Source organism: Streptomyces sp. WZ-12 (genome assembly GCF_028898845.1).
Lineage (GTDB): Bacteria > Actinomycetota > Actinomycetes > Streptomycetales > Streptomycetaceae > Streptomyces.
In genome coordinates this window covers 2,388,336-2,414,629 of sequence record NZ_CP118574.1, presented here as the reverse complement: position 1 = coordinate 2,414,629, position 26,294 = coordinate 2,388,336, and the positions used below count along the sequence as shown (strand labels likewise).

Below are 26,294 nucleotides of genomic sequence, written 5' to 3'. Positions count from 1 at the left end.
ACACCCACCCCTCCGGCCCGTCCCCTCCCGTTGGAGGGTGGGAAAGACGGTGGGTGCCACGTCCTGCCGGTGGGTCAACTCGGGCCGCTGGGTTGAGTGGTGACCGTCAGAGGATGTGTGAGCGTGAGCGGTGATCGTAAGAAGGCGCGTGAGCTTGAGCGGTGACCGTAAGAGGACGAGTACGCGTGAGCCTGCGTGGTGACCGTCAGAGGACCACTCAGGACCAGCTCCATCCCAGAGAAATCCACCCCTCAACGGGAGGGGACGGGTCGGAGGGGGTGGTGTGCCAGACGTAAAGCGAAGCAGTCTGGCATGCCGCCCCCGGAGGCCCGTCACCGCAACCCAACAGCCCCGCGCAGCGGACAACAACTCCATCCGCCCAGCGCAGCGGCACCGCTCCGCGCAGCGGACCAGACAACTCAACCCGCCCCGCGCAGCGGGTCGGCCGGCGCCGCAAGGCGCAAAGAACAGCAACCCGCGCGGCGGGACAGCCACCAACGTGGGGAACAGCCGGCCGCAGGCCATTGGCGTGGATGGACTGGTCGCGGCGCCCCCGGACCGTCAAGCTGATCGTTGCGCATCCCCGTGCCGCCCCGGTCGCGTCCGGCGGCCGGAGTTCGCCGACCCGTCGGAGACCGTCTCCGGCACGATCCGCCGCACCGGCCCGCGCACCCGGGTGGGGCGGCGGTGGTGCCGAGTCCTGGGAGGAGAACCACCGTTGACCATTGAGTCGCACACCGAGCTGTCGTACGCGAGCGGGGCGGCGGACCGGCCGCTGCTCGGCCGCACCATCGGCGCCGACCTAGCGCGTACCCTCGCCCGCTTCGGCGATCGGGAGGCGCTGGTCGACGTGGCCGGCGGCCGCCGCTGGAGCTATGCCGAACTGGGCCGCGCGGTCGACGAGGTGGCGCTCGGGTTGCTCGCCAAGGGCGTCGGGAAGGGGGACCGGGTCGGCATCTGGGCCCCCAACTGCGCCGAGTGGGTGCTCGTCCAGTACGCCACCGCCCGGATCGGCGCGATCCTGGTCAACATCAACCCCGCCTACCGAGTCCACGAACTGGCGTACGTCCTGAAGCAGGCCGGGGTGACCGTGCTGGTCTCCGCGGTCGCGCACAAGAGCAGCGACTACCGGCGGATGATCGAGCAGGTGCGGGCCGACTGCCCGGCGCTGCGCGATGTGGTCTACCTCGGCGACCCGACCTGGGGCGGGCTGTTGGCCGCCGGCGCGGCCGTGCCGCACACCCGGCTCGCCGCCTGCGAGAAGGCCCTGACCACCGACGACCCGGTCAACATCCAGTACACGTCCGGGACGACCGGCTTTCCCAAGGGGGCCACGCTCTCCCACCACAACATCCTCAACAACGGGTACTGGGTGGCGGAGACCCTCGGCTACACGGAACACGACCGGGTGTGCCTGCCGGTGCCCTTCTACCACTGCTTCGGCATGGTGATGGGCAACCTCGGCGTCACCTCGCACGGCGGCTGCATCGTCATCCCGGCGCCCGCCTTCGATCCGGCCGCCACCCTGCGGGCCGTCCAGGACGAGCGCTGCACCGCGCTGTACGGCGTGCCGACCATGTTCATCGCCGAGTTGAACCTCCCGGACTTCGCCGACTACGACCTCACCTCCCTGCGCACCGGCATCATGGCCGGCTCGCCCTGCCCGGAGGAGGTGATGAAGCGGGTGGTCGCCGAGATGCACATGGCCGAGGTGTCCATCTGCTACGGGATGACCGAGACCTCGCCGGTCTCCACCCAGACCCGGCGGGACGACGACCTGGAACACCGCACCGCGACCGTCGGCCGGGTGTTGCCGCACATCGAGGTCAAGGTCGTCGACCCGGGGAGCGGCGTGACCGTGCCGCGCGGCACCCCGGGCGAACTGTGCACCCGCGGCTACAGCGTGATGCTCGGTTACTGGGACGACCCGGAGCGCACCGCCGAGGTCATCGACGCGGCCCGTTGGATGCACACCGGCGACCTGGCGGTGATGAACGACGACGGCTACGTCCGGATCGTCGGCCGCATCAAGGACATGATCATCCGGGGCGGGGAGAACGTCTACCCGCGGGAGATCGAGGAGTTCCTCTACTCCCATCCCAAGATCGCAGATGTCCAGGTCGTCGGGGTTCCGGATGCGAAGTACGGCGAGGAGATCGCCGCCTGCGTCATCCTGCGGGACCCCGCGGACACCCTCACCCGCGACGAGTTGGCCCGCTACTGCCGCTCCCGGTTGGCGCACTACAAGGTCCCGCGCTACCTGGAGATCACCGATGCCTTCCCGATGACCGTCAGCGGCAAGGTCCGCAAGGTCGAACTCCGCGAACGGCTGGCGGCGAAGCTGGGCAGGGCGGAGCAGGAGACGGCGGAGTCGGGCAAGTCGCAGGGAGAGCAGGAGGGTTCGCAGGACGGGGAGTCGGCGCCGGGGCGGCCTCGGGACGCTGCGGAGTCGGCTCGGGAGGGGAGTCTGGGGTCGGTGTGAGGGGGATCGGCCGGGCCGAGCAGGGGAGTTGGGGCGTGTGCGACCGGGCGCGGGGCGGCGGCGGTGCGACCATCGGGGTGCCACAGGGCCGCCGTCGGCCCGCAACGACCCGGCCGATAAGGTCCTGACCTGGCTCGTTCCCGGTTCCCGGGGGCGGGTGAAAGGCCGTCAACCAGGCCAAATTCCAAGGCCGTTAGCAGGCCGGAAATCCCAGCGGGATTCCCGCCAAGAGGGGACATTCATGACCCGTATCGCACGTTGGGCGACCACCGCCGCCGCGGTGGCCGCCGCCCTGGGTGGCTTCGCCGCCCCCGCCTACGCCGACGTCGTCCAGCCCGGCAGCCCCGACGGCCCCACCCGCGAGGTGCTCACCGCCGGCTGCACGAGCGGCGAGGACGCGGCGACCGTGGCGGCGAGCGTGGTCGACGCCGACAGCGGTGCCCGCTTCTACCGCTGCGACCCGGTCACCCATCGGGTGGCGGCCCAGGAGGGCCACGCGACCTGCGCCCCCGGCGGCCTCTTCGACTGGTCCCGGGGCCTGTGCGAACCGGCCGCCACGGTGCCCGAGATGGCGACCCGGCTGACCGCCGGCAGGGCCACCCTCGCCACCAAGCCGCTGAAGGTCATCGGGCTGCACGCCACCCTGGTGCGGGCCCGCGCCGCCGGCCCGCAGGACGCCATCTGGAACGCCACCGTCACCTTCAAGGACACCACCGGCAAGGTGCTGTGCGTGGCGACGACGGACGCCACCGGTCGCGCGTCCTGTGACGCCACCAACCCGCGCTCCGGCGCGGACGTGTTGAGCGGCGGCTACACCGCCGAGTACGCCGGCAACGGCGCGGTCAACGGCGGCTACGACACCGTCGCCCCGGCCACCGCACAGGGCGGCATCCGTGCCGTCCTGCCGCCCCAGGGCTGACCGGTCGCCCGGCGCGGTGCCCCGCGATCACGCACCCGTAGGCGGTGCGTCCGCGGGGCGCCGGCCGGGCGTTCGCCGTTCCGGCCCCGGTCACCGCCGCTCGCCGGGCCAGTCCAGCAGCAGCCGCTGGGCGCGCGGCAGCGAGGCCACGATCAGGTCGTAGGAGTCCTCGACCATCTCCCGCACCAGTTGGTCGGGGAGGCTGCCGACCAGTGAAACGGTGTTCCAGTGGCGCTTGTTGAGGTGGTAGCCGGGGACCACCTCGGGGTGCTCGGCGCGCAGCCGTTGGGCCAGCTCCGGGTCGCACTTGAGGCTGACGGTCAGCGGCGCCGCGTCCAGCGTGCTGAGCGCGAAGATCTTGCCGCCGACCTTGAACGTCGAGACCTCCGGGTGCCGGGGGAAGGGGTTCTCCTCGGTCGCGCCGTTGAAGCCCAGGCAGAAGGCGCGGAGCGCGTGCGCATCGATCATCGGCACATTATCGTCCGGGTTCCAAGGGGCGTGACGGTGCGTCATGGTGCCGGCCTCGAACCGGATTCTCGACGCATGCAGACCCGTGGCCAGCGGTCCAGGCCCAGCTCCGCCTCGTGGGCGCGGATCGCCCGCAGGCCCGGCGTCAGCTCGGCCGCGGCGAGCCGGCGGAAGCCGAGCCGGGCGTAGTAGGGGGCGTTCCACGGCACGTCGGCGAAGGTGGTCAGGGTCAACGCCGGGAGCCCGCTGTCCTGTTCGGCCCGGTCGATCAGCGCCCGGCCGATGCCGCGGTGGGCCCGCTCCGGGTGCACCGAGACCTGCTCGATGTGGGCGCAGCCGTCGACCGGGTCCCACAGGAGGTAGCCGCGCGGCGGCTCGCCGGGGCGCTCGTCGTCGTAGGCGGCCAGCGCCCGGCCCGCGCGCTGGTACTCGGTCAGCAGCGTGAGCGTTGGCGGTTCGTCGTCGGCGATCTGTGCCATGCCGAGGGCGTGGAACGGTTCTCCGGCGGCGCGTTCCAGGTCGCGCAGGGCGGGCAGGTCGGCGGGGTCGGGGACGCGGATGATCATGTGGCCAGTGTCGCGGGTCGGGGCGCGCCCGGCGAGCGGGTTTCCGCACCGCCGGGCCGCGCCATCGGGCGGTGCGCTCAGGCGGGCGGCCCGGCGCCCTCCGCGATCAGCTCGTCGGCCGCGTCGTTGACCGGCTGCGGGGTGCCGGTGAGGTCCATGACGAACAGCGGGACGTGCAGGGCGTCGGCGCGCGACCGGGCGTCGCGGGCGTAGCCGGCCAACGAGAAGAAGACCGCGACCGCGGAGTCGGCCAGGCCGTTGAGCCAGGCGCACTCGATCTCGCGGAGGGTGGTGGCCCGGGTCGTCGGGTCGACCTGGGCCACCACGCCGGTGCCGCGCAGGTCCACACCGGCCGCGGTCCGCTCCTGGGTCCGGGCCACGTCGCCGAAGCCCAGCCACTTCAGGTACTGGCCGGCCGCGGTGACGCAGTCCCGGGCGGTCCGGATGGTCACCGGCCGGAAGGCGGGCCGTTCCGGCGGCGGGCCGGCGTCCGGCCGGGGCTTCGGCGTCGGGCGGGGCGGCGCGGTGCGGGTGGGGCGGTTCGCCGCGGGCCGGCCGGCGGTGGGGCGTGGCGGGGCGGGCACCGGGGCCACCGGCACCCGGACGACGGTGCCGCAGGCGCAGCCGGACTCCGGCGCCGGCCAGGCGTCCTGCCGCCCGCAGTCCTCGCAGCGGACCTCCACCCAGGACGCCTCCCAGGTGCGGTGCAGTATCTCCACCGGCGCGCCGCCGCGCATCACCGGCAGCGTCAGCGGGGCACCGCAGGCGCACGGGAAGGTCGGTGGGGTGAAGGCGTTCTCGCGGCGGCATGTGGGGCACCGCACCGGCACACTGTCGGCCATGTCGGCTCCAGGCAGGTCGGGCAGGAGGTCGGTCGGCCCTGCTTGCCGTACATCGTCTCCCCAACGGCCCCTGTCGGGGGCGGGAATGCGCCGGAACGCAGCGATCGTGCGTTCCGGCGCGGGCACGTCACAGGGCCCGGACATCCGTGACCGTACGGATGTCCGGGCCCTGTGGGTGGTTCCCGTCCGGCAGTGCGGGAGATGGGCGCGACGGGACACGCACCACCGGACGGAGTCGGTGGAGGGGGGTGCTCTCGGGTGGGGCAGCAGGCGGGCTCCGCGGTGGGGAGGCGGCCCGTCCTCCTTGGCGGCCGGGCCTGCCACCGCACTGGATCTCCCCGGATTCCGCGGAGCTCCGCGCTACTTCCCCGTACCGGCCGACCACCCCTCAACGGGCCGACCGGTACGGGTGCGCAAGGAGACTGACCTCCCGTCAGTCCTCGCGCAGTTCGCGGACGCGCGCCTCGACGCGCTTGCCGTAGTCCTGGTCGGCGGCGTGGAAGTGCGCGAGGTTCCGCTCGATCACGTCGTCGCGGCCGACCTGGGAGAGGCCGCCGGCGATGTTCTCCACCAGGCGCTGCTTCTCGTCCTCGGACATCAGGCGGTACAGCTCACCGGCCTGGAAGAAGTCGTCGTCCTTGGTGTGCGCCGGGGCCGGGTGGGTGCCGACGTGGCCGGAGACGGCGAGCGGCGCGGAGAGCGGCTGGTCGGTCTGGACCGGGCCGTCGTAGGAGTTGGGCTCGTAGTTCTTGGCGTGCCGGTCGTAGCCGTTGCCCGCCATGAGGCCGTCCCGGCCGTAGTTGCTGGCGGTGGTCGCCTTGGGGGCGTTGACCGCGAGCTGGGTGTGGTTGACGCCCAGGCGGTAGCGGTGCGCGTCGGCGTAGGCGAAGAGCCGGCCCTGGAGCATCTTGTCGGGGGACGGGCCGATGCCGGGGACGAAGTTGTTCGGCGAGAAGGCGGCCTGCTCGACCTCGGCGAAGACGTTGTCGGGGTTGCGGTCCAGGACCAGCCGGCCGACCCGCTGGAGCGGGTAGTCGCTGTGCGGCCACACCTTGGTCAGGTCGAACGGGTTGAAGCGGTAGTTGGCCGCCTCGGCCGCCGGCATGATCTGCACGTACAGGGTCCACGAGGGGTACACGCCCCGCTCGATGGACTGCAGCAGGTCGGTCTGGTGGCTGTTGGCGTCCTTGCCCGCCAACTCCTGGGCCTGCTCGGCGGAGAGGGAGCGGATGCCCTGGTTCGTCTTGAAGTGGTACTTGACGAAGAACGCCTCGCCCTCGGCGTTGGTCCACTGGTAGGTGTGGGAGCCGTAGCCGTTCATGTGGCGGTAGGAGGCCGGGACGCCGCGGTCGCCCATGAGCCAGGTGACCTGGTGGGTGGCCTCGGGGGAGTGGCTCCAGAAGTCCCAGACGTTGTCCGGCTCCTGCTTGCCGGTGAACGGGTCGCGCTTCTGCGAGTGGATGAAGTCCGGGAACTTGATCGGGTCCTTGATGAAGAAGACCGGGGTGTTGTTGCCGACGAGGTCGTAGTTGCCCTCTTCGGTGTAGAACTTCACCGCGAAGCCGCGCGGGTCCCGCACCGCGTCCGCACCACCGAGGCTGTCGGCAACCGTCGAGAAACGGATGAACAACTCGGTCCGCTTGCCTATGGTGTTGAGGAAGTCGGCGCGGGTGAACGCGGTGACGTCGTCGGTCACCTCGAAGTGGCCGTACGCACCGGAGCCGCGGGCGTGCACGACCCGCTCGGGGATCCGCTCACGGTTGAAGCGCGCGAGCTTCTCCAGGAGGTGCTGGTCCTGGAGCAGGATCGGCCCGCCGACGCCGGCGGAGGCGGAGTTCTGGTTGTCGGCGATCGGGGCGCCGGACTCCGTAGTGAGAGTGCGCGCCGTCAGCGTGGGCTTCGACATGGTGACCTTCCGTACGAGAGCGCGGAAGTTGGCTTCCGCATGTCGGAGCGTAGAAAGCGCCCCGACCAGACGTCAACAGTTTGTTGAAACAAAACCTGGGTGGGTGTTCCGGGCGGTGGCCGCGCCTGGGCGCGACAGGACAGGTGTCAGCGCGACCACCGCCCGGAAGCTCTTTGGTGGACCCTCGCGGCGGGCTCAGGTCCCGTACGCGACGGCGGCCACCGGGTCCGCAGGCGGCTCACCACGGGCCTGGGCCAGGCGCGCGGAGCGGACCTCCAGCAGCACCGGCCGCCGGGTGGAGGCGGCCTCCTTGCGGGCCCACTCCACGGCCGAGCGCAGTTGCGCCGGATCGCGGACCGCGCGGCCCGCGCAACCGTGGGCCACGGCCAGTTTCACCGGGTCGGTGAGCGGATCGGCGTCCTCGGGCTCGCCGAGCAGCACCACCACGAACGGCACGTCGTACTGCGCCGCCGCCGCCAACTCCCCGGCCGTCAGCGGGAAATCGCGGCCGTCGACGACCACCACGACCTCCGCCGCCCGCGCGCCCCGGGAGTCCAGCGCGGTGCGGACCCCGATCGCGGTCGGTACCTCCCAGCCGGGCGGGCCGCTCCGGCGCGCCACCCGGTGGTGGCGCGGGGCGGCGCCACCGGTGGTGCACGGCACCGGCAGCCCGCTGACGACGTAGGTGTCGACCGGTGACCGCGCCCCGTAGACGTCGGCGAGCTCCGTCAGGACCCAGTGGGCCGCGGCGTCCGCCGGGGCGGGCGGCACGGCCAGGGGGAGCACCGCTCCCGGCGCCGGGGACCGGTCGCCGTCCACCAGTGCCGGCCCGGCACCGGGAGCGGAGGGGGCGGCCGGCGCCGGGCCGCACACGATCTCCACCGCGGCCAACTCGGCCGGGACGTCGATCAGTACGGGTCCGGGTCGGCCCTCCCGCGCGATCCGGAACGCCTCACGGAAGGCGCCCGGGATGCGCGCGGGGTCCTCGATCCGCTCGGCACGCTTGGTCACCGCACCGGCCAGCCGGACCAGGTCCGGCGGCCGGTATCCCGCGTGCCGCAGCGGAAGGGCGGGGGCGGTCGCCGGGGGCGCCGCCCGGCCGGTGACGCACACCAGCGGGACGGCGTCCTGCTGCGCCGCGTACAGGCCGCTGAGCAACCGGACGGCACCCGGGCCCGCCGCCACCGCGGCCACGCCGGGCCGCCCGGTCGTCCGGGCCCAGCCGTCGGCCATGTGTGCGGCGCCCTCGGCGTGGCCCGCGGACAGGTGCGCGATGCCGCCGGTCCGCTCCATCGCCGCGTACAGCGGCAGCAGCGCGGCGCCGGGACAGCCGAAGACGGTGTCGACGCCCTCGTCCCGCAGGATCTCAACGGCCGCCTGTGCGGCGGGAATCCGACGTGCCCCCATGGTCCGGTGCTCAGCCCTTGGGGGTGGAGAGGCGTTCGACGCCGGCGAGGAGGGCGGAGTGGTCCAGGCCGCCGTCGCCTTGGGCGCGGAGGGCGGCGACGAGGGTGGCGACGAGGGAGCCGACGGGGAGGGGGGCGCCGACCGTGCGGGCGGCGTCGGTGACGATGCCCATGTCCTTGTGGTGCAGGTCGATGCGGAAGCCGGGTGTGAAGTCGCGGTGTGTGAAGTTGTCCTTCTTGCGGGTCAGGACGGTGGAGCCGGCCAGGCCGCCGTTGAGGACGTCGAGGGCGGCGGGGAGGTCGACGCCGGACTTCTCCAGGAAGACGACGGCTTCGGCGCAGGCTTGGATGTTGATGGCGACGATGAGTTGGTTGGCGGCCTTGACGGTCTGGCCGGAGCCGTGGGGTCCGCACAAGACGATGGTCTTGCCCAGGGCGTCGAAGAGGGGCTTGGCGGTGTCGAAGTCGGCTTGGTGGCCGCCGACCATGATGGACAGCACCGCTTCGATGGCGCCGGCTTCGCCGCCGGAGACGGGGGCGTCCAGGACCCGGATGCCCTTGTCCGCGGCGTTCTTGGCCAGGTCGATGGAGGTCTGGGGGGTGATCGAGGACATGTCGATCAGCAGGGCGCCGCTCTTGGCGTGGGCCAGGATGCCGTCGGGGCCATACGCGATGGCCTCGACCTGGGGGGAGGCGGGGACCATGGTGATGATGACGTCGGCCCCGGCGACGGCCTCGGCGACGGAGGCGGCGGCCGTGCCGCCGGCCGCGGCCAGGCGGTCCAGCTTGTCCTGCTCCAGGGTGTAACCGGTCACCGGGTAGCCGGCCTTGATCAGGTTCTCGGCCATGGGGGAACCCATGATGCCCAGACCGATCCAGGCGACCTTCGGCAAGTTGCTCATCGAAAAGCCTCTTTCACACTCAAAACCAAAAGTCAGGAAGGGGACGCGTTCGGTGGTGGTGCCGACGGCTTAGCAGGCGGCGCGCAAAGGGGCGGGCAGCCAGGCGAAGCTCTCGGCGCTGGGGCCCTGGCCTGGCTTGTATTCCAGGCCGACCCAGCCGTCGTAGCCGTTGTTCTTCAACTGGCCCAGCAGGGCGTCGAAGTCGAGGTGGCCGGTGCCGGGGGCGCCGCGGCCGGGGTTGTCGGCGATCTGCACATGCCCGGTCTTGTCGGTGTAGCGGTCGATGACCTCGGCAAGGTCCTCGCCGTTCATCGACAGGTGGTACAGGTCCATCAGGAATCTGGCGTTGTCCACACCGGTGGCGGCGTTGACCGCGTCGACCACCTCGATGGCCTTGGGCGCCGAGACGATCGGGCACTGCGGCGACTCCGGCGCGTTGAGCGCCTCGATCAGCAACGTGCCCTCCACCTGAGCCACCTCCCGCGCCGCGAACGTCAAATTCGTCAGCGCCAGCGCGTCCTGCTCGGCGGCACTGACCCCCTCCACACGGTTGCCGTACAGGGCGTTGAAGGACGTGCAGCCCAACGACGCGGCGAACTCCACCGCCACCGGCACATTCGCCCGAAACCGCGCCGACTCCTCACCCGGAACCGACAACGCACCACGATCCGGCCCCGGCAACCGCCCCGCGTAGAAGTTCAACCCGGTCAACTGCGTCCCGGCATCACGCAACGCACCAGCCAGCGCGTCCAGTTCACACCGATCCGGAGTCGGAGCATCCACCCACGGCCACCACAGCTCCACCGCCGTGAACCCCGCCGCCCGCGCGGCCGCCGGCCGCTCAAGCAACGCAAGCTCGGTGAACAAGATCGACAGATTGACGTTGAAGCGCGTGTCCGTGAAACCCATAGGCCCGGCGCTCCTTCCGAATAGTGGAACTTGATTTCTGCTTAATGGAAGGCTGCCGGGTGGGCGGGGAAGCTGTCAAGGGGGGCCGCGGGCAATTTCTGGTCGGCGGGCCGAACCGCGCGTAGGTTGAACCGCGTGCGATTGAGAGTTGAGTTCACGACGGAGCCGTTCGATCTGGACGAGGCGCCGGCCCATGCCGTGGTGGCGCGGGAGATCGTCACCGGTGCCCAGTTGGACGCGGTCGACGTCGGTCCCTTCGGCAACACCGCGGAGGGCGACGCCGACCGGGTGCTGGGCGCGGTCGACGCCCTGCTGCGGCGGTCCCTGGCGGCCGGTGCCACCCGGGTCTCCCTTCAGGTCAATGTGATCGGGGGTGGCGTATCGGGTGACGCTGCGCATGGTGAGGGGGACGCGACGTGACCGAGCCCGCTGACCACGCCTTCGTCCAGGCGGTCAAGCCGCTGGTGGACGCGATGGGTGGCCAGATGGTCGCCCCTGACCAGGCCACCGGCGACGACGTGGTGCTGACCTGGGAGGGGCGGGACCGGGTCGCCGTCCGCCTCCCGCACCTTTCGGAGTCGCTCGATCACATCCTGGTCGAGCTCCAGCGCCGGCACGGCATGCCGCTCTCCGAGCTGGACCGCAAGACCAAGCAGTCGGTGGTGCGAATCCTGGAGAGCCGGGGCGCCTTCTCCGTCCGGCACGGGGTGGAGACCGTCGCGGGCGCCCTCGGCGTCAGCCGTTTCACCGTTTACAACTACCTGAACAGGGAAACCGCCGCGAAGGACGCCGACTGAGGCGAAGGGGGCCAACTCCCCATTCAGTGGCCGAAGCCGCCGCCCGGAAACCCCGGACGGCGGCTTTTGTGTTGCCGACTTTTCAACAAAGTGTTGACGGGGTGTTGCCGGAGGTCTTAGCTGTTTCCAGCCAACCAGAGCTGTCCAGCACCAGGCCACGGAGGCTTCCCGTGTCTTCGAGTACGCCCCAAGGACTTACCCGGTTCAACGCATCCGATGCCGGCGAGGCTCAGGCCGCCCTGCGCGAGGTGTGCGCCAGCCGGGCTTGGGGGAGCAAGGTCCTCGCCCAGCGTCCCTTCACCACCACCGACGCCCTGTTCGCCGCCAGCGACGCCGCCATGGCCGAGCTCTCCGCGGCGGACCTGGCCGAGGCGATGGCCGGACACCCGCCCATCGGACGGCCCAAGCCCGGCGATCCCACTTCGCACCGCGAGCAGAGCGGGATGGCCGGCGCCCCGGACGACCTCAAGGCGGAGATGCTCGAACTCAACCTCGCCTACCAGGAGAAGTTCGGGCACGTCTTCCTGATCTGTGCCTCCGGCCGTACCGCTGAGCAGATGCGGGACGCGATCCGTAACCGGATCGACAACGCGCCGGAACAGGAACGCGAGATCGTCCGGGGGGAACTCGGCAAGATCAACCGCATCCGCCTGAACCGCGTCGCAGAAGGAGATCCCACATGAGCAGCGAGACGGCCGCACCGACGTCGGTGTCCACGCACATCCTGGACACCAGCGTGGGCCGCCCCGCGGAGGGCGTCGCCCTCACGCTCGCGGTGCGTTCCGGCGGCGGCGCCTGGACCGCCCACGGCGCCGGCACGACCGACGCCGACGGGCGCTGCAAGGACCTGCCGGCGCTGCCGGAGGGCACCACCCACGTGCGCATCGAGTTCCAGACCGAGGCGTACTTCATCTCCAACCAGCACCACGTTTCCCACCAGCAAGCCGAGGAACAGCAGGACGCCCCCGCGCTACGGGACAGCGGAGCCTTCTTCCCGGAGGTGGCAATCACCTTTGCCGTCAAGCCGGGCGAGCACTACCACGTACCGCTGCTGCTCAACCCGTTCGGCTACTCCGTATACCGAGGGAGCTAGCACCGACATGCCCACGATTCTCGGCCAGAACCAGTACGGCAAGGCGGAAAACCGCGTCGTCAAGATCACCCGCGACGGGGCGACCCACCACATCAAGGACCTGAACGTCTCGGTCGCGCTCTCCGGCGATCTGGAGGACGTCCACCTGTCCGGCTCCAACGCCCACTGCCTGCCCACCGACACGACGAAGAACACCGTGTACGCCTTCGCCAAGGAGTACGGGATCGAGTCGGCCGAGCAGTTCGGCATCCACCTGGCCCGGCACTTCGTCGACAGCCAGGAGCCGATCAAGCGGGCCCGGATCCGGATCGAGGAGTTCGCCTGGGAGCGCATCGGGACCTCCGATGCCAACTCGCAGTTCATCGGCGCCGAGGAGGTCAAGCACTCCTTCGTCCGCAAGGGCCAGGAGACCCGGCTGACCGAGATCACCTACGACGGTGAGAACTGGCAGGTCATCTCCGGCCTGAAGGACCTGATCGTGATGAACTCCACCAACTCGGAGTTCTGGGGGTACATCAAGGACAAGTACACGACCCTCAAGGAGGCGTACGACCGCATCCTGGCCACCCAGGTGTCCAGCCGCTGGCGCTTCAACTGGACCTCCGACGAGCAGCGGATGCCCAACTGGGAGCGTTCGTACGAGCAGGTCAAGAAGCACATGCTGCAGGCATTCGCCGAGACCTACAGCCTCTCGCTCCAGCAGACCCTGTACCAAATGGGGTCGCGCATCATCAACAACAGGTCCGAGGTGGACGAGATCCGCTTCTCGCTCCCCAACAAGCACCACTTCCTCGTGGACTTGGAGCCCTTCGGGCTCAAGAACGACAACGAGGTCTACTACGCGGCCGACCGTCCGTACGGCCTGATCGAAGCCACTGTTCTGCGCGACGGTGTCGAAGCCCTGATCCCGATGGATCTGACGAACCTTTAGCGGCTTACGACGCAACGCCGTGCCTCGCGTCCCCTCCCCACCCCGCAACGGGGAGGGGACGCGATATCCGAGGGGATCGACCCATGGCACAGCAAGAGCAAGCCCCGCACCACCCCGTCCCACCGGTTCACCCGGTGGACGAGAAGCCGACCGTCAGGCGGCTCGTCCCCGCCGCCCTGCAACACATCGCAGCGATGTACGCCGGCGTCGTCACCCCTCCGCTCATCATCGGCCAGGCCGTCGGCCTGGACCTCGCGGGCCGGACCCGGCTCATCGCCGCCAGCCTGCTCATCGCCGGCGTCGCGACGCTCCTGCAGACGCTCGGCATCCGTCGCTTCGTCGGCAACCGCCTCCCGTTCGTCAACGCGGCCAGCTCCGCCGGCATCACTCCGATACTCGCCATCGCCGAGAACACCGCCAAGGGGCACCAACTCCCCGCCATCTACGGGGCGGTGATGTGTGCCGGCGTCTTCTGCCTGGCGATCGGCCCGTTCTTCGGCAAACTCCTGCGCTACTTCCCGCCGTTGGTCACCGGCGTCGTGATCACCCTCATCGGGGTCACGCTGATGCCCGTACCGGTCGGCTGGGCCCAGGGCGGCGACAAGCACGCCGCCGACTTCGGCTCCATGAAGAACCTCGCCCTGGCCGGTTTCACCCTCCTCGTGGTGCTGCTCTTCCAGCGCTTCGCCAAGGGCTTCGTCAAGCAAGTCGCCCTGCTCATCGGCCTGATGGTCGGCACCCTCGCCGCGATCCCGTTCGGCATGGCCAGCTTCGACGGGCTGCGCACCGCCCCGATCGCCGCGCTGCCCACCCCGTTCGCCTTCGGCGCCCCGGAGTTCCAGCCCGCCGCGATCCTCTCGCTGTGCATCGTCATGCTGGTGCTGATGACCGAGTCCTCGGCCGGCATGCTCGCCCTCGGCGAGATCTGCGACCGCAAGACCACCAGCGACACCATCACCCGCGGCCTGCGCACCGACGGCATCGCGACGCTCCTCGGCCCCGTCTTCGGCGGCCTGCCGACCAGCGCCTTCGCGCAGAACGTCGGCGTGGTCTCGCTGACCCGGGTCCGCAGCCGGTACGTCGTCGCGGTGGCCGGCGCGGTGCTCCTGGTCCTCGGCGCCTTCCCGGTCCTGGGCGCCGTGGTCTCCCTGGTGCCGATGCCGGTCCTCGGCGGCGCGGGCATCGTGCTGTTCGGTTCGATCGCGGTGAGCGGCATCCGCACGCTCGCCGAGGCCGGCCTTGAGGACAGCTCCAACATCATCCTGGTGGCCGTGTCGCTCGGCGCGGGAATCATCCCGCTCGCCGCGCCGACCTTCTACGCCGGGTTCCCCGCCTGGGCACAGACCGTGCTCGGCTCCGGGATCAGCGCCGGAGCCCTGGTCGCGGTCACGCTCAACCTGTTCTTCCACCATCTCGGCACCCGGAGCACCACACGGGCAGCGGTACTGTCAGCCGCCTCGCCCGGCTCCGGCACTCAAATCCCGTAGGGCCATGCCGTGCCCAAACCGCCACGAAAGCACGAGGAAAGCAGCATGGCAGCATCGGCATCCCCTGACAGCGCGGTGCAGCAGCGCATCGTCATCGAGAACTGCGCCATCGCGACCGTCGACGCCGACGACACCGAGTACGCCAGCGGTCACGTCGTCATCGCCGACAACACCATCGAGTCCGTCGGCGCCGGCAAGGCGCCCGAGGGGCTGGCGAACGTCGTCCGCCGCGTGGACGGCACCGGCCACCTGGCCACCCCGGGCCTGATCAACACCCATCACCACTTCTACCAGTGGATCACCCGGGGCCTGGCCACCGACCACAACCTCTTCAACTGGCTGGTCGCGCTCTACCCGACCTGGGCCCGGATCGACGCGCAGATGCTCACCGCGGCCACCCACGGCTCGCTCGGCATGATGGTCAAGGGCGGCGTCACCACCGCCTCCGACCACCACTACGTCTTCCCGCGCGGCGCGGGGGACTTGGTGGCCGCCGAGCTGGCCGCGGTCGCCGACATCGGTGCCCGGATCACCCTGGCCCGCGGCTCGATGGACCGCAGCGAGAAGGACGGCGGCCTGCCGCCGGACTTCGCCGTGGAGACCACCGAGGGCGCCCTGATCGCCACCGAAGCGGCCATCGACGCCCACCACGACGCCTCGTTCGGGTCGATGGTGCACATCGCGGCGGCGCCCTGCTCGCCGTTCTCGGTCTCCACCGAACTCCTCCGCGAGGGCGCCGCGCTCGCCCGCCGCAAGGGCGTCCGGATGCACACCCACGGCTCGGAGACCGTGGAGGAGGAGAAGTTCTGCCACGAGCTGTTCGGCATGGGCCCGACCGACTACTTCGAGTCCACCGGCTGGCTCGGCGAGGACGTGTGGATGGCGCACTGCGTCCACATGAACGACTCCGACATCGACGCCTTCGCCCGCACCGAGACCGGTGTGGCGCACTGCCCGTCCTCCAACGCCCGCCTGGCCGCCGGCATCGCCCGCGTCCCGGACATGCTCGCCGCCGGCGTCCCGGTCGGCCTGGGCGTCGACGGCACCGCCTCCAACGAGTCCGGCGAGCTCCACACCGAGCTGCGCAACGCGCTGCTCATCAACCGCCTCGGCGCCCACCGCGAGGCCGCCCTCAACGCCCGCAAGGCGCTGCGCCTGGGCACCTACGGCGGCGCCCAAGTCCTCGGCCGGACCGCCGAGATCGGCTCCCTGGAACCCGGCAAGCTGGCCGACCTGGTCCTGTGGAAGCTGGACGGGCTGGGCCACGCCTCGATCGCCGACCCGGTCACCGCCCTGGTCTTCGGGGCGGCCGCCCCGGTCACGCTGTCGCTGGTCAACGGCAGGCCGGTGGTCGAGGACAACCACCTCACCAACGTCGACGAGGACGCCATCGCCCGCAGCACGCGGGCCGAGGCGCAGCGTCTGGCCCGTATCGCGGCCGAGGGCTGATCCCCCGAGGACGCGGCACACCTTCAGACTCGGCCGGGAGGGACGGCTCCCGGCTGAGCTTGCGGACCCCAGCGGGGTCCGCAAGCACCGGTCCGGGGGCGCGGGAACCTCCCGCACCCCCGGACCGTTCTCCCCCACAGACGTATATGCACCCATACCCACCCATAAGTATCCGTGCGTACTCCTACCCGCCCATGCGCCACAAGCGCGGCCACCTTCCCGCTCACCAGCGGGACTTCGGCACCACGCACCACATGGCACGCCCTCCGTGACAGGCTCGCACCACCGGCTTCCGGTGGAGCAGAAATCGACAGGAGGCCCGCAGTGGCCGCAATTACCGGGCAGAAGCCGGAGGAGGACCGGAAGCATCCGGTCGACGCGACCCTCCCGCCCTTCAAGATGTTCACCAGCGGCCTCCAACACGTGGCTGCCATGTACGCGGGTGTCGTCGCCCCGCCGATGATCGTGGGACCCGCCTGCGGGCTCAGCCCCACCGAGACCGCGTTCCTGATGGGCGCCAGCCTCTTCACCGCGGGCCTCGCCACCCTCCTCCAGACCCTGGGGTTCTGGAAGATCGGCGCCAAACTCCCCTTCGTCAACGGGGTTTCCTTCGCCGGCGTCACCCCCATGGTGGCCATCGCCAAGGAGCACAACCCGCACGACGCCCTGCCGGTGATCTTCGGCGCGGTCATCGTCGCCGGTCTGCTGGGCTTCCTCCTCGCCCCCTACTTCTCCAGGCTGGTCCGCTTCTTCCCCCCGGTGGTCACCGGCACCGTCATCACCCTGATCGGCGTCTCGCTGCTCCCGGTCGCCTTCCGCTGGTCCGAGGGCGGCAACGAACAGGCCGCGGACTACGGCTCGTTGCGGAACATCACGATGGCCGCGGTCACCTTCGTGATCGTGCTGGTGCTGCGCCGGGTGCTGCGCGGCTTCCTCCAGCAGATCGCCATCCTGCTCGGCCTGATCGCCGGCACGCTGATCGCGATCCCGGTCGGCATCACCGACTTCTCGGCGCTCACCAAGGCCGGCCTCTTCGGCTTCCCGACGCCGTTCCACTTCGGCGCCCCGCAGTTCGACGTCGCCGCCATCGTCTCGATGTGCATCGTGATGCTGGTCTGCATGACCGAGTCCACCGCCGACATGCTCGCCCTCGGCAAGATCGTGGGCCGCCCGGCCGACGAGCGCACCATCGCCGGCGGCCTGCGCGCCGACACCCTCGGCTCGGCCGTCAGCCCGCTCTTCAACGGCTTCGCCAACAGCGCCTTCGCCCAGAATATCGGCCTGGTCGCGATGACCAAGGTCCGCAGCCGCTTCGTGGTGGCCACCGGCGGCGGAATCCTGATCGTGCTCGGCCTGTGTCCCGTCGCGGCCTCGATCATCTCCCTGGTCCCGCTGCCCGTCCTGGGCGGCGCCGGCATCGTGCTGTTCGGCTCGGTCGCCGCCAGCGGCGTCCAGACGCTGGCCAGCGCCGCCATGGAGAAGGGCGACAACGCCCTGATCGTCGCCGCCGCGCTCGGCGTCGGCCTGATCCCCATCGCGGCCCCGGACTTCTACCACAGCTTCCCCAAGGACCTGCTGGTCGTCCTGGACTCCGGCATCAGCACCGGCTGCCTGGTCGCCATCGTCCTCAACCTCGTCTTCAACCACCTCGGGAAGCGGTCCGGCGCGGACGGCCACGAGGCGGATCCGCCGCCGGCCGAGGCCGCCCCGGAGAGACCCCAATGGCCCGCCCGCGGCCGGATGGACGACGGCGAGGCCGCCGCCTCGCCCGCCCACTGAACGGTCCCGCCGCCGACGAACGGCCCGTAGGGAGACGGCAACCGCCGTCCCCCTACGGGCCGTTGGGGCGCTGCGTAGGTCAGCCGATGTGGTAGCTGTCCCCGTACACCTTCCAGTCCAGCGGCGTGTGCAGGTCCAGGTTGCCGCCCTTGAGGAACACCCGCTGCTCGGTGTCGACCCGACTGGTGTCGCTGTGCGCCTCCTCCTGCTTCATCGCCCACACCCGCGCGTCGAGGAAGGCGTTGAGGTAGGTCTTCTCGTCGCCGCCCTGGGCCGGCGGCTTGGCCTTGGCCAGTGCCCGCTTCCGGATGCTGGAGAAGCTGGTCGGCTCGCTCCCGTCGCCGTGCATCACGATCGCGTCGTAGTACGCGAACTGGCCCAGCACGCCGATCCCGTCGGCCTTCCCCTGCTTGACCGCCGGGTTGAAGTACACCCGGTCCCGCTCGTCGTTCTGCGCCTTCTGGAAGTCCGGGTCGGCCGCGGCCTTCCGCCAGTCCTTGGGGTAGTCGGGGTCCAGGCCCTCGTGCGAGTCGCTGCCGTCCACCTTGCGCAGCGCCGGCAGGTACGTGGCCAGGATGTTGTCGGGCTTCCGCTTGGTGTAGAGCTCGACCAGCTCCAGCATGTCGTGGGTGCCGGAGGTGAAGCCGATGATGCCGCCCGTGTAGCCGCGGCCGTCGCCGATGTCCTCGATGTACTTGTACTGCGCCTTCCAGTCCAGCGAAGAGTTCTCCGCGCTGGAGACCAGTTGCATGGCGATCTCCTTCTTCGCCGGGTCGTCCAGGCCGGTGGCGGCCCGCGGGGCGTGGGGGACGGTCCGGGCCGGGGCCCGGTCGGCCGGTGCGGCGGTGGTGGCGACCGCGGTCGCGGGGACGGCGAGCAGCGCCAGGCCGAGCGCGACGCGGGTGGCGGTTCTGGCTATCGATCGGGAGCGCATGGAGTCCTCCTGTCGGAGTGGGCCGTGGGGGGTTCCCCAATCGTTAGGAACCTTTCCTATCAGACTCGTTGGGCGCCGTACAGGCGTCGGGAACAGACAACGTCCGTTGTTTGGCGGGTAGTTGGAGCGGTCGTCGTGCCCTTCTGTTGGCCGGACGCGTGACTCTCCCCGCCCTTGCGGCGCGGGTCCCCGTAGCCCGCCGCTCGACGCGCCCTCAGTCCGCACTGCCGCCCAACAGCCCGCCCACCAGGGCCCGCATCTCCTCCGCCGGGTCGAACGCGCCCTCCGGAAAGGCCCTTTGGCGCAGCACGACCCCCTCCAGGTGGTCCACCAGGATTCGCCCGTGCCGCTCCGGCGCCCCGGAACCCAGCAGCCGCACCCACTCCGTGCCGTGCCGCAGCACCGCCTGCCGGCCCCGATCGAGCGGCGCCCGCAGCTCCGGCCGCGCCGACGACTCCAGCGGCAGCGCCAACCGCGCGGCGGTACGGGACCCCCGGCCCCGCGGCGCGCCGGGCGAACGCGGCCATCGCCCCGGCCAGTTCACCCGGGCCGACCGGCGCCGGCCCGGTGGCCAGCGCCGCCCACTCCCGCCGCTCCGGCGCCAGCAGATGCTCGGCGATGCCGTCGACCGGCGCCGCCCGGTTGCGGAAGTAGGGGGAGGTGGTCCCGGTCGGCACGCCCGCGGCCCGGTCCACGGCCTGGTATGTCAGCCATCGCGCTCCCTGCGCCCCCAGCACCTCGACCGCCGCGTGGCGCACCTGCCCCCGCCGCCGCGCCACCCGTTCCCACCCGCCCGCTCTTATCGCGCCGCTACTGCGCCCAGAGCAGAGCGAACCCCTGCCGCCGACCGGTGCCGCGAGGGCGCGCCCGCGGGGAGTGCGCGGCGCCCCGCGCGACGCGGCGCACCCACGGTCGCGGCGCGCCGTCAACCGCCGGCCGTCACCCGCGACATGGCGCCCGTCGCCCCCAACGTGGCGACCTCGCCGCGCCCCATGTGCCCGATATGGTGCCGTTGGACCCAAAAGCTGACAGACCGTCAACGTGTGCGCCCCGCGGTCGGGCGCCACAGAGAGGGGGCCCGCGTGCCCCACGAAGTCCCCGCGCCGGAGCCGGCGTCGACGCCGGAGGCCACCGTCGACCGACTGATGGACGACCTCTGCGCCGACCCCGAACGCCTCGCCGCCACCCCGTCCCCCGCCCTCCCCGGCTTCTCGCCGGAACCCGTCCGCCAGGCCCGCGACCTCGTCGTCGAACTCCTCCGGGGCGCCGTCGTGACCGAGATCGGCGAGCTGAACCTCCCCGACACCGCCGCCCCGCGAGCACCGCCAGCGTGCCCCCGCCCACCCCGGACGCCCCCACCGCCCTCCGCTACGCGCCCTACGACGCCCGGCCGCCGGGCGCCGAACACCCCTGGGGCTCCCCGCCGTTCGAGCCCACCGACGTCCCCGGTGACACCGGCCCCGGTGACGAGGCGGCCACCGACGGCCCCGCCTACCGCGCCGCCCGCACCGCGCCGCGCCGCGCCTGGGGCGACGCCCCCGTCCACGCGCCGTCCGGCCGCTCCCTCCCGTTGGCCAACGCCCCGGCCGCGACGGTACTGGGCGCCGCGGTCCTGCTCTTCGGCGCCGAGGGCGGCCCCTGCAATCCGCACGGCCCCACCGAACGGGTCCCGCGCGCCGAGCGCCGCGGCGCGCTGCTCGGCGAGGCCGCCTTCCTCGCCGGGTACGCCGCCGCGCACCGGCCCGGAGGCACCGCATGACCCCGGGGGCGTCCGACGACGAGGCCCCGAAGCCGCCCGACGACGGCGCCTCGACGCCGTCGGCCAACGGCGCGACCGCGTCGGACGGCGAGGACACCGGCGGCCGCCGCTTCACCTTCCCCAGCGCCCTCACCGTCCTTGTCCTGGTCACCATCGTCATCTGGGCGCTGACCTTCGTGCTGCCCGCCGGCACCTACACCCGCACCACCGCCGGCCGCCCCCTCCAGGGCACCTACCACTCCGCCCCCTCCGGCCGCACCTTCCCCGAGCGGCTCGGCGACCTCTTCCTCTCCCCGGTCAACGGTCTCTACGGCGTCCGGGACGCCAAGACCGGCCTGGTGGGCCCGGACCTGGTCGGCGAACTGTACGGCAGCGCCGGCGTGTTCCTCTTCGTCCTGGCCATCGGCGCCTTCATCACCGTCGTCTTCGCCACCGGCGCCCTGGACCGCGGGATCGGCCGCCTCGCCCACCGCCTCCGCGACCGCGGCGCCCTCCTCATCGCCGGCGTGATGGCGGTCTTCTCCCTCCTCGGCACCGTGGAGGGCTTCGCCGAGGAGACCCTGGGCTTCTACGGCCTGATCGTCCCGCTGATGCTGGCCCTCGGCTTCGACCGCCTGGTGGCCACCGGCGCGATCATCCTCGGCGCCGGCATCGGCGTGCTGTGCTCCACCGTCAACCCGTTCGCCACCGGCGTCGCCTCCTCCGCCGCCGAGATCTCCCTCGGCGACGGCATCGCGCTGCGCGTCGCGATGTGGCTGGTGCTGACCGCCGTCACCATCGCCTACGTCATCCGCTACGCCCGCCGGGTGCGCGCCGACCCCGACCGCTCGCTGTGCGGCTTCCTCCCCGGCGACCGCGCCCACGCCCAGACCGCCCCGGACACCGCCGAACCCCCGCCGCTGACCGGCCTCCACAAGGCGGTCCTGCTCGGCGTCACCCTGCTCTTCGCCTTCATGATCTTCTCGGTCATCCCGTGGTCCGGCGCCCTCACCGGCCGTGCCGACGCCACCCCCTACTCCTGGGAACTGGACTGGTCCTTCCCGGAGTTGGCGGCGATGTTCCTGGTCGGCTCGGTGCTGGTGGGACTGCTGGCCCGGATGGGCGAGCAACGCCTGACCGCCACCTTCATCCAGGGCGCCGCCGACTTCATCTCGCCCGCGCTGGTCATCGTCCTGGCCCGCGGCGTCACCGTCATCATGAACAACGCCAAGGTCACCGACACCGTGCTGCACTCCATCGAGGGCGTGGTCGCCGGCACCCCCTCGGCCCTCTTCGGCGTGATCGTCTTCGTCGTCAACCTCCCCCTGGCCTTCCTGATCCCCTCCACCTCGGGGCACGCCACCCTCGCCATGCCCATCCTCGCCCCGCTCGCCGACTTCGCCGGCGTCGCCCGCCCCGTCGTCGTCACCGCCTGGCAGGCCGCCAGCGGCTGGATGAACCTCTGGGTCCCCACCACCGCCGTCGTCATGGGCGGCGTCTCCCTCGCCAAAATCGGCTACGACACCTACCTCCGCTTCGTCGCCCCCTACCTCGCCCTCCTCTCCGTCCTGATCTGCGCCTTCGTGGCACTGGGTGCGGTCCTCACATGAACCGCCCCGCCCGCCGACCGCACCCCCCACACCACGGCCCGCACGCCCCGCGACCGAGCATGTCCCCACCGTACGAGCCGCCACTGACAACCACCCCCACCGCAGCCCGGCCACCCCGTGGACCGCCGCGTTCCGGTGCCGAACGGCCGTCGCCTGCCCCTAGAGTTGCCCCGTGGCCGAAGAGACATGGAACAGCGTGGGCGGCGGCGCCGAGGTGCAGCACCTGGTGCAGGCCGGGCACATCGGAACGGTGCACATGCACGCCGCGGGAACGTCCGCGCCCCGCCGAACCCCCTGTCAATTACCGCCGGAGATCGGGCACTTCGAGAACCGCGAGGAGGAGCAGTCCGCGGCCCTGGAGGCCGCCGAGGCATGGCTCGACGCCCAGTCGGCCGACCGACCCCTGATCATCGCGCTGACCGGCCTCTCCGGCGTGGGCAAGACCGCACTCGCCTTCCGGCTCGCCCGCCGCCTGCACGCCCGCTGCCCCGACGGCGTCCTCTATGCCGACCTCGACGCGGACCGGCGCGCCGGCGCCGTCGACACCCACGAAGCCCTGGGCCAACTGCTGCGCACCCTGGGCGTCGAACGCGACTGGGTGGAGCGGTCGTTCGCCGCCCGCCGCGGCCAATACTGGGACGAGACCCGGCCCCGCCGCCTGGTGGTCGTCCTGGACAACGTCCGCGGCTTCGAGGCGGAGGCCGCCCTGCTGCTGCCGTCGTCGCCCGGCAGCGTGGTGATCCTGGCGGGCCAACACCGCCTCGACGACCTCGAACCGGGCACGGCCGTCGAACTCCCGCTCCGCCCGCTCGCCGACGAGCACGCCGTACGGCTCCTGCTGCACACCGTCGACGACCCGGCGCTGACCGCCCGTCCGCAGACCGCCGCCGCGCTCGCCGAAGGGTGCGGCGGGCTGCCGGCCGCGCTGCGGGTCGCCGGCCGCTGGGTGCGCCGCAACAGGCGGCGCGGCTGGACCCGCTTGACCGCCGAACTCGCCGCGGAACTACGGGAGAAGGGGGTGCCGGACATCGAGCACGTCTGGGACACCGCATACGCGGACCTCGCCCCGCAGGCCCGCGCCGCGTACCGGCTCTTCGCCGCCCTCCCCGGCGTGGCCCTCTCCCCGGAAGCCGCCACGGCCCTCCTCGGTACGGGCCCGGACGCCGCCATGGACGCGCTGGCGGAGTTGGAGCGGGCCGGTCTGCTCGACGCCGGCCCGGACCCGGACGCCGTGGACGCCCACCCGGATAGCGACGCCCCCGCCGAACGGCTGCGGATGCACGACCTGGTCCGCGGTCACGCCCGCCGCCGGGCCGCCGCCGACGGGGCACCGGACGAGGCGGACGACGGGCGGCGCCGACTGCTGCGCTGGCTGCTCCGCCAGGCCCAGCGCGCCGACCGCCTGGCCACCGGCGGACGGTTGACCCTGGCCCCGCCGACCGCCGCGCTCCCGGACGCACCGGACCTGGACTTCCCCGACAAGCCGGCCGCCCTGCACTGGTTGCACGCCGAGCGGCGGGTCCTGCACGCCGGCGTCCACCTGGCGTCCGCCGTCGGGCTGCACGCCGAGTCCTGGGCACTGTGCGAGCCCCTGTGGACGCACCTCCTGGACCACCCGGGCAGCGCCGACCACATCGACTCCTTCCGCGCCGGCCGGGACGCCGCCCAGCGCGCCGAGGACCTGCGGGCCACCATCCGGATGCGCTGCCAACTCGCGCGCCCGTTGTGGGAGAGCGAGCGGTACGAGGAGGCCGGCCGGGAGTTGGACGCCGCGGTGAGCGGTGCGGCCCTGCTCGGCACCGACGCGCAGGACCGCAAGCTGTACGCCTCGGCGCTCGAATTCCGCGGCCGGCTCCAGGCCGAACAGGGCCACTGGGCCGCCGCCGTCCCCGACTACCAGCGCTCCGCCCGCCTCCACGCGGAGATCCCGAACCCCTACGGCGTGCTGCTGCTCGGCTATCTGCTCGGGCAGGCATGGGAGGGACTCGGCGAACTCGACCGCGCCGAGGCCGAGTTGACCCGGGCGCACGAGAGGGCGGGGGAGCAGCGGCGCGAGCGGATGACCGCGCGCACCGGCTTCGCCCTCGGGCGGGTGCTGCGGCGCCGCGGCCGCCCGGAGCCGGCCCGCGCGCTCTACGAGGCCGCCCTCGACGGCGCCCGCCGACGCCGCTCCACCACCGACGAGGTGCGGGTGCTGCACGCGCTCGCCGAACTCGTCGCGGAGACCGGGGACGACGCCGCGGCCACCGCCTACCGGGAGGCCGCCCGCGCGGTCCGGGAACGGGCCGGCGGCCGCCCGCGCGAGTGACCGCGACCCCGGCCGGCCGCTCAGACCTCCAGGGCGGCCTCGTCCTCGGTGGCGGGCGCCAGCCGGGCGCGGTAACTCCGGCCGCCGATCCGGCAGATGAGGGTCACCGGCCAGGTCACCTCCGCCGCAGAGCGGGCGAGCCAGGCGTGGACCGCCGACACCACGGCCGCCGGATCGGGCCGGTGGACCCGACCGGCCTCCTCCCGGGCCGCGATCCGGACGGACAGCAGCGCCCCGCCCGGCCGGCGCAGCACGCAACGGTCGGCGGCGAGCAGTACGGCGGCGGTGCGGCGCCCCGGGTAGCGGGCGAGCGCATGGGCGGTCCAACCGCCCGCCGTCCAGGCGGTGTCGCCGGATGCCGGGCGGGCGCGGCGGAAGAGCACCGCCGCCGACCGGGCGTGCCGGACGCTGGCGGCGTCCTCCTCGACGGCCAGGTGCCCCAACGGGCCTTCCCCGCCCGGCGGATGGCGCTCGACGGTGACCGTGGTGCCGTCGACCGTGGTGCGGACCGCCCAGGCGACCGGCGCGGGGGCGGTGCAGCGCGGTGGCGGGAGCAGCCGGGGCTCGGCGGGCGCGGCAGGCGGCGACAACCCCAACCGCCCGTATACCGCGGCCCGCAGCCACTCCAGCGCCCGCCCCCGCTCCGCGAAGGCACCGTCGGCCAGGGCGCGGACGGACCCCGGCCGGTGCCGCGCGACGGTGGCGTCGAGGTCGTCCGGCGAGCGGAACGTGGGAACGGCGGTGAGCAGGCGCGCCATCGGGCTGCCGGGGAGCAGTTCCGCGCCGCCGTCGCAGACGGCGAGCAGCGGCCGGTCCAGGGCCGCCGCATACAGGGCCGTCGAGCCGTGATCGGTGAGCACGGCGTCCGCCGCGACCAGGACGGCGGCCCACTCCTCGTGGGGACGGGGCACCAGCAGCCCGCCGGCGACGGCCGGGGCGAGCCACTCGGCCAGGTCCTGAGCCCCGGTCTCGCTGTGGTCATTGGGATGCAGGACGAGCGCCACCTGGTAGGCGTCCTGCGGGAGTTCGGCGACGAGTCGGGCGGGGAGCCCGGGGTGCCGGGCGAGGAGGGACTCCGGTCCCCAGGTGGAGGTGAGGACGACCAGCCGGCGGCCGCCGGTGCCGAGCGCGGCACGGTACCGCTCGCGCCGCCCCCGGGAGGCGAGCAGCCGGTCCAGGGTGGGGTCCCCGACGACGGCGGCGCGCGGGGCCGCGGCGGGGCAGCGCGCCGTCAGCGCGGCGACCTGGTCGCCGTGGGCCAGGGCGTGCAGATCCGCGAGCGGGACGCCGTCCCGCATCAGGAACGTCGCGTCCAACCCGGAGGCGGAGTCCGCCGAGCCCTCCCCGGGAAGCGACTTGCCGAAGCCCGCGCCGTGCGGCAGCAGGACGAGCGGGCCGCGGAGCCGGTCCAGGTCGCCCTTGGGACTGGCGGCGAGGACGAGGTCGTAGGAGGTTCGGACGGCGTCGTCCCACGGCACGAGCCGGGCCCCGGCCCCGTCCAGCCCGCCGAGCGCCTCGGCCGCGAAGGCGGACCCGGGGACGAGGGTGAAGTGGCGTCGGATGCGCGGGTCACCGGCGAAGACCGGCAGCACGTCCAGGAGCCGGTGCAGCGCGACCGCCGAACGCACCGCGAACAACACCGACTTGCTGCCCGCTGCCCGCTGCCCGCTGCCCGCTGCCCGCTGCCCGCTGCCCGCTGCCCGCTGCCCGCTGGACCAGCGTGCATCCTAGTGGCCTGGGGTGCCGCGGAGGGGGTTTTCGTGGAATC

General features: G+C 72.4%; 23 protein-coding genes. 13 read left to right on the top strand and 10 right to left on the bottom strand.

Going from position 1 to position 26,294, the window contains the following annotated elements; genetic code table 11:
- Window positions 1–718: 718 nt before the first annotated feature.
- Together PV796_RS10105 and PV796_RS10100 are read left to right on the top strand one after the other, a co-directional pair.
- Entirely contained in the window at window positions 719–2,482 is a 1,764-nt protein-coding gene (locus tag PV796_RS10105; protein ID WP_274912610.1) for an AMP-binding protein, read from the top strand.
- A gap of 241 nt (window positions 2,483–2,723) precedes the next feature.
- Window positions 2,724–3,401, top strand: a complete 678-nt coding sequence (locus PV796_RS10100; RefSeq protein WP_274912609.1) for a hypothetical protein — start codon at window positions 2,724–2,726, stop codon at window positions 3,399–3,401.
- 90 nt (window positions 3,402–3,491) lie between these two features.
- On the opposite strand, the gene PV796_RS10095 is transcribed toward PV796_RS10100, so the two are convergent.
- The 7 genes from PV796_RS10095 to PV796_RS10065 form a co-directional block, all read right to left on the bottom strand.
- Window positions 3,492–3,869 (bottom strand): MmcQ/YjbR family DNA-binding protein, encoded by a 378-nt coding sequence (locus PV796_RS10095; protein ID WP_274912608.1) that lies wholly within the window; start codon window positions 3,867–3,869, stop codon window positions 3,492–3,494.
- A 41-nt stretch (window positions 3,870–3,910) separates the two neighbouring features.
- Complete coding sequence (locus tag PV796_RS10090; RefSeq protein ID WP_274912607.1) at window positions 3,911–4,435, bottom strand: GNAT family N-acetyltransferase; 525 nt, start codon at window positions 4,433–4,435, stop codon at window positions 3,911–3,913.
- A 77-nt stretch (window positions 4,436–4,512) separates the two neighbouring features.
- Window positions 4,513–5,277, bottom strand: coding sequence for a hypothetical protein (locus PV796_RS10085; RefSeq protein ID WP_274912606.1), 765 nt, complete (start codon window positions 5,275–5,277; stop codon window positions 4,513–4,515).
- A 433-nt stretch (window positions 5,278–5,710) separates the two neighbouring features.
- Window positions 5,711–7,168 carry a catalase gene (locus tag PV796_RS10080; protein WP_274918955.1) on the bottom strand — a complete coding sequence of 486 codons (1,458 nt, stop codon included), beginning with the start codon at window positions 7,166–7,168 and terminating at the stop codon, window positions 5,711–5,713.
- Window positions 7,169–7,378: 210 nt separating this feature from the next.
- A complete protein-coding gene (locus PV796_RS10075; protein ID WP_274912605.1) occupies window positions 7,379–8,590 on the bottom strand; it encodes a thiamine pyrophosphate-binding protein in 1,212 nt (403 codons plus the stop codon).
- Between the two features lie 10 nt (window positions 8,591–8,600).
- Window positions 8,601–9,491: a 2-hydroxy-3-oxopropionate reductase gene (locus PV796_RS10070; RefSeq protein WP_274912604.1), complete on the bottom strand. Its 891-nt coding sequence runs from the start codon at window positions 9,489–9,491 to the stop codon at window positions 8,601–8,603.
- 69 nt (window positions 9,492–9,560) lie between these two features.
- Window positions 9,561–10,400: a TIM barrel protein gene (locus PV796_RS10065; RefSeq protein WP_274912603.1), complete on the bottom strand. Its 840-nt coding sequence runs from the start codon at window positions 10,398–10,400 to the stop codon at window positions 9,561–9,563.
- 135 nt (window positions 10,401–10,535) lie between these two features.
- On the opposite strand from PV796_RS10065, the gene PV796_RS10060 reads away from it, so the two are divergent.
- The 8 genes from PV796_RS10060 (at window position 10,536) to PV796_RS10025 (ending at window position 17,936) form a co-directional block, all read left to right on the top strand.
- Window positions 10,536–10,820: a hypothetical protein gene (locus PV796_RS10060; RefSeq protein WP_274912602.1), complete on the top strand. Its 285-nt coding sequence runs from the start codon at window positions 10,536–10,538 to the stop codon at window positions 10,818–10,820.
- Entirely contained in the window at window positions 10,817–11,197 is a 381-nt protein-coding gene (locus tag PV796_RS10055; protein ID WP_274912601.1) for a helix-turn-helix domain-containing protein, read from the top strand. The genes PV796_RS10060 and PV796_RS10055 overlap by 4 nt, the downstream gene beginning before the upstream one ends.
- Window positions 11,198–11,367: 170 nt before the next feature.
- A complete protein-coding gene (gene uraD, locus PV796_RS10050) occupies window positions 11,368–11,880 on the top strand; it encodes a 2-oxo-4-hydroxy-4-carboxy-5-ureidoimidazoline decarboxylase (protein WP_274912600.1) in 513 nt (170 codons plus the stop codon).
- Window positions 11,877–12,290, top strand: a complete 414-nt coding sequence (uraH, locus tag PV796_RS10045) for a hydroxyisourate hydrolase (RefSeq protein WP_274912599.1) — start codon at window positions 11,877–11,879, stop codon at window positions 12,288–12,290. The genes uraD and uraH overlap by 4 nt, the downstream gene beginning before the upstream one ends.
- Before the next feature lie 7 nt (window positions 12,291–12,297).
- Window positions 12,298–13,221 carry a factor-independent urate hydroxylase gene (pucL, locus tag PV796_RS10040; RefSeq protein WP_274912598.1) on the top strand — a complete coding sequence of 308 codons (924 nt, stop codon included), beginning with the start codon at window positions 12,298–12,300 and terminating at the stop codon, window positions 13,219–13,221.
- A gap of 83 nt (window positions 13,222–13,304) precedes the next feature.
- Complete coding sequence (locus PV796_RS10035) at window positions 13,305–14,708, top strand: nucleobase:cation symporter-2 family protein (protein WP_274912597.1); 1,404 nt, start codon at window positions 13,305–13,307, stop codon at window positions 14,706–14,708.
- Between the two features lie 45 nt (window positions 14,709–14,753).
- Window positions 14,754–16,157: an 8-oxoguanine deaminase gene (locus tag PV796_RS10030; protein WP_274912596.1), complete on the top strand. Its 1,404-nt coding sequence runs from the start codon at window positions 14,754–14,756 to the stop codon at window positions 16,155–16,157.
- A 324-nt stretch (window positions 16,158–16,481) separates the two neighbouring features.
- On the top strand, window positions 16,482–17,936 hold the full coding sequence (locus PV796_RS10025; protein ID WP_274912595.1) for a nucleobase:cation symporter-2 family protein: 1,455 nt from the start codon (window positions 16,482–16,484) through the stop codon (window positions 17,934–17,936).
- Between the two features lie 79 nt (window positions 17,937–18,015).
- Here PV796_RS10025 and PV796_RS10020 read toward each other — a convergent pair whose 3' ends face one another.
- A complete protein-coding gene (locus tag PV796_RS10020; protein WP_274912594.1) occupies window positions 18,016–18,870 on the bottom strand; it encodes a chitosanase in 855 nt (284 codons plus the stop codon).
- 214 nt (window positions 18,871–19,084) lie between these two features.
- Window positions 19,085–19,342, bottom strand: coding sequence for a hypothetical protein (locus PV796_RS10015; protein WP_274912593.1), 258 nt, complete (start codon window positions 19,340–19,342; stop codon window positions 19,085–19,087).
- Between the two features lie 858 nt (window positions 19,343–20,200).
- Here PV796_RS10015 and PV796_RS10010 point away from each other — a divergent pair.
- The 3 genes from PV796_RS10010 to PV796_RS10000 all read left to right on the top strand — a co-directional run bounded on the left by PV796_RS10010 (window position 20,201) and on the right by PV796_RS10000 (window position 24,526).
- The gene (locus PV796_RS10010; protein ID WP_342456897.1) at window positions 20,201–20,629 is read left to right on the top strand and encodes a hypothetical protein; all 429 of its coding nucleotides are present in this window, start codon (window positions 20,201–20,203) and stop codon (window positions 20,627–20,629) included.
- On the top strand, window positions 20,626–22,218 hold the full coding sequence (locus tag PV796_RS10005) for a YfcC family protein (RefSeq protein WP_274912592.1): 1,593 nt from the start codon (window positions 20,626–20,628) through the stop codon (window positions 22,216–22,218). The genes PV796_RS10010 and PV796_RS10005 overlap by 4 nt, the downstream gene beginning before the upstream one ends.
- Window positions 22,219–22,390: 172 nt before the next feature.
- Window positions 22,391–24,526 (top strand): AAA family ATPase, encoded by a 2,136-nt coding sequence (locus tag PV796_RS10000; RefSeq protein WP_274912591.1) that lies wholly within the window; start codon window positions 22,391–22,393, stop codon window positions 24,524–24,526.
- A 20-nt stretch (window positions 24,527–24,546) separates the two neighbouring features.
- On the opposite strand, the gene PV796_RS09995 is transcribed toward PV796_RS10000, so the two are convergent.
- Complete coding sequence (locus tag PV796_RS09995; protein ID WP_274912590.1) at window positions 24,547–26,166, bottom strand: translation initiation factor 2; 1,620 nt, start codon at window positions 26,164–26,166, stop codon at window positions 24,547–24,549.
- Window positions 26,167–26,294: the final 128 nt, after the last annotated feature.

Bases quoted from the DNA above. Each gene is read 5' to 3' on its own strand.
- PV796_RS10065 (WP_274912603.1), bottom strand. From the start codon at position 10,400: ATGGGTTTCACGGACACGCGCTTCAACGTCAATCTGTCGATCTTGTTC.
- PV796_RS10100 (WP_274912609.1), top strand. From the start codon at position 2,724: ATGACCCGTATCGCACGTTGGGCGACCACCGCCGCCGCGGTGGCCGCC.
- PV796_RS10035 (WP_274912597.1), top strand. From the start codon at position 13,305: ATGGCACAGCAAGAGCAAGCCCCGCACCACCCCGTCCCACCGGTTCAC.
- pucL (WP_274912598.1), top strand. From the start codon at position 12,298: ATGCCCACGATTCTCGGCCAGAACCAGTACGGCAAGGCGGAAAACCGC.
- PV796_RS10030 (WP_274912596.1), top strand. From the start codon at position 14,754: ATGGCAGCATCGGCATCCCCTGACAGCGCGGTGCAGCAGCGCATCGTC.
- PV796_RS10090 (WP_274912607.1), bottom strand. From the start codon at position 4,435: ATGATCATCCGCGTCCCCGACCCCGCCGACCTGCCCGCCCTGCGCGAC.
- PV796_RS10085 (WP_274912606.1), bottom strand. From the start codon at position 5,277: ATGGCCGACAGTGTGCCGGTGCGGTGCCCCACATGCCGCCGCGAGAAC.
- PV796_RS10020 (WP_274912594.1), bottom strand. From the start codon at position 18,870: ATGCGCTCCCGATCGATAGCCAGAACCGCCACCCGCGTCGCGCTCGGC.
- PV796_RS10005 (WP_274912592.1), top strand. From the start codon at position 20,626: ATGACCCCGGGGGCGTCCGACGACGAGGCCCCGAAGCCGCCCGACGAC.
- uraH (WP_274912599.1), top strand. From the start codon at position 11,877: ATGAGCAGCGAGACGGCCGCACCGACGTCGGTGTCCACGCACATCCTG.
- PV796_RS10070 (WP_274912604.1), bottom strand. From the start codon at position 9,491: ATGAGCAACTTGCCGAAGGTCGCCTGGATCGGTCTGGGCATCATGGGT.
- PV796_RS10075 (WP_274912605.1), bottom strand. From the start codon at position 8,590: ATGGGGGCACGTCGGATTCCCGCCGCACAGGCGGCCGTTGAGATCCTG.
- PV796_RS10095 (WP_274912608.1), bottom strand. From the start codon at position 3,869: ATGATCGATGCGCACGCGCTCCGCGCCTTCTGCCTGGGCTTCAACGGC.